Raw genomic sequence first — 2,660 nt, 5'->3', positions numbered from 1 at the left:
GTCAGTGATCAGATCGGGGACCACTGCGTGTCCTTGACACGTGAGTTATCCGGTAGCTGCCGCGGCATCGATCGGCCGACCCCCTGTGTCCCCCAGACTACCGCTATCTGCCGCATCGTCGGGCGGGGGCATCGCGTCCATCGGCGTCGATGCATCTGGAACCGGGCCCGCAGCGCTGCACTCAATCCGGGACAGCTCGAAGTGCAGGAACGTACTTGCGCCATGCGAACACGCTCGAAAATCTATCAATGGTTCCGACGCTCCGCGAAGCTCCAAGAGATACCGGCAACGGCCGATCCAAACCTCCATCACATCCCACAGTCCAAGCATCGTCTCCTTCCGAGCTGGAAATCTTACCCGCATCGTCAGCCTCGCCGAGACATTACATAAATCGGCTCCCTGGCATTCTCGCTCGATGGTGGCGGAGAACCCCACCAGATCGGGGGACTCGAGCGCGCCTCCGGGAGCGAAGTGCCGAGGGTCGCTGAGGTAGCTCACCAGGATGAGCTCCCCGCTGTCATCCCGCAGCACCACGACATGATGTGGCATCCTGCCCGAACCACCGCTCGTCAGCAACTCTACGTGAACCTTTTGCGCGAGTGTCAGGGGAACCTTCAGCCTTCCTCCTATGTCATCGCGAACCGACATGTCCCAGTTTGTCTGGGACGGTTGAAATTTGATCAAGTAGCTGTTCCCGGAGCCGGAGGAGCTCACGTCCACGACCTTTGCCGGTCCGGAATAGGTCTTGTCTCCCGGGCCATGAAAAGGCCGGTAGTCGCCACCGACGTAGACATCCCAGCGTGATCCCTTCTCCCACAGGTCGACGTACTTCTCCTGGATACTCTTGCAGACCGGCAGCACGCTGCCGTCCGGCAGGGTGGCATCCGACCACGGAATGGCGGCGTCCATGGTCCCTGCATCGGCGATGGGCTGGACACCGTCACTGTCAGCTCCTGAGCACCCCACGAGCAGCGACACTGTGGGCAGCCACCTGAACCCCCTTGCCAAGGCCATGGCCTTCGTCTTTCCTTCGCGTGCCACGAGCACGTTTGGTCTCTCCTACTACCTGCCGCCCAGCTCGGAGATCGCCTCCTGCTCGGGTGTCATTACGATCGGCTGGCGCTCTTGCGGTGGGGCCGCAAGTGGCTCCCGTTTAGCGACCGGCTCTTTTTCGGGATCGAAGCAAAACGCGCGCATGCCCTCGTTGCCACGCGGCCCGTGGCCAAGGCCCGACAAGATGCAGACCTGTCCCCGCGCACAGTCCGCGCTCGTCCGGCAGCTGGCCAGCTCCTGCGAGACGCAGCGGTCGAGAACACAGGTTTCGGCAGGCTCGCAGTCCGAATCGAGCTTGCAGGGGCTACACTGGCCTTCCGTGGAACAGGCGAGCGCCGCCGGGCAGCTTCCGGTTCGGCCGCAGTAGGAGAGCAGGTTCATGTCCACGAGCATGCCTTGCCACTCGCCGGGTGCACGCGGGTAGTACCGGGGCCGCCTGGACCTAATCCGTGTCACGACCGCCGGCGCGCCCAAGGAGCGCACGGTTTCGCGAGCCTGGCCGCTAAGCACGGGGCTGCCCGCCGCTGCACTAGGCATGGTCAGCGCTGTATCGGGTCGCGACGCTGCAACCTCGATGAGCAGGGGCTGCGAGACCAAGCCCGCTTCTGTTGGTCTGGCAGGCCGTATGGCAAGGCCCAGAGCGCCGCCCGCGCCGATCGCGAGCAGCGCCGCCCCCCAAGACGAGATCCGCGCCTTGCCCGCTCGCTCGCTGGCACGGATTCCCGTCATATACCTGGCCGGCAGTTCTTGTCGAAGGGCTCGGTCACGTCAGCGAACGCGTTCAAGACTGCCGTGTAGTCAAAACCGTTTTTGCCGTCCTCATCGTCAAGAGACGCCAGATTAGGGTGCCACGGCTCGTTGAACTGCCCATCGCCGGTTCCGCTTGGAATCATGCTCAGCGCTCTGGTGAACTGCCAGAACGAGAGGCCCGGCTGCGAATCATTGAAGTTAGCATCGTTGACGTTGTCGAATGCGTCCCACAGGTAACGCATGAGCTGTGTTTCGTTCCGTCTAACGGTCTCTACGCAGCTGCCGGTTCCACTGGAGGGTTCGAGCAAGACCGTGTTGATACCGGTTCCGGTGCAAGGCTGGCTGCCGTGACAGGCCTTGGGATCCGTTGCGCTCTCGGCGTAATACGAGGTGTAGCCAAGGAATCCGGCCAGTCCCTCGGCGAAGCCCAAGCAGTAGTGCTCCGAGCTCGTGTACGTGTGCGACGTCTCCATGCAAGGCGGAATGCGCGGAGGTGTGCAAGCACTCGGATAGTTGAAGGCGCCGCATCTCTTGTATCCTTGGCCCGTCGCAAGGAAGTCGACCACATGGCCGAGCTCGTGCGACACACCTTCCATGGGCTGGCTAGCCATTGTGGTGAAGATCTGGACGTTTGTGCCGCTGGCGCTGGTCTCATCGGCCGGGTAGGTCACGGTCACACCCGTGAACAGATGCGAGTTGTACATTTCATGAAACCGGATGTTCCAGGTGCGGTCGACTGCATCCTCGACGTCGAATAGCCCGTGGTTCCACGTGACGTTGCCCAGGTTGCGGTACGGCTGGGCATTTATGTTGACCACGAAACCATTGTGGACGAAGCCGTTGACATCGACCACGGC

3 protein-coding genes are annotated in these 2,660 nt (G+C 62.3%); all 3 read right to left on the bottom strand.

Going from position 1 to position 2,660, the window contains the following annotated elements:
• Window positions 1-45: 45 nt before the first annotated feature.
• Entirely contained in the window at window positions 46-1,047 is a 1,002-nt protein-coding gene (locus MJD61_16805; protein ID MCG8556922.1) for a hypothetical protein, read from the bottom strand.
• 15 nt (window positions 1,048-1,062) lie between these two features.
• Window positions 1,063-1,782 carry a hypothetical protein gene (locus MJD61_16800; protein MCG8556921.1) on the bottom strand — a complete coding sequence of 240 codons (720 nt, stop codon included), beginning with the start codon at window positions 1,780-1,782 and terminating at the stop codon, window positions 1,063-1,065.
• Window positions 1,779-2,660: hypothetical protein (locus tag MJD61_16795; protein ID MCG8556920.1), on the bottom strand; the 882-nt coding region annotated here is incomplete at its 5' end. The genes MJD61_16795 and MJD61_16800, both read right to left, overlap by 4 nt.

The organism is Pseudomonadota bacterium (assembly GCA_022361155.1).
GTDB lineage: Bacteria > Myxococcota_A > Polyangia > Polyangiales > JAKSBK01 > JAKSBK01.
Note: the sequence above shows the minus strand (reverse complement) of the source record. Positions and strands in the feature narration are given on the sequence as shown.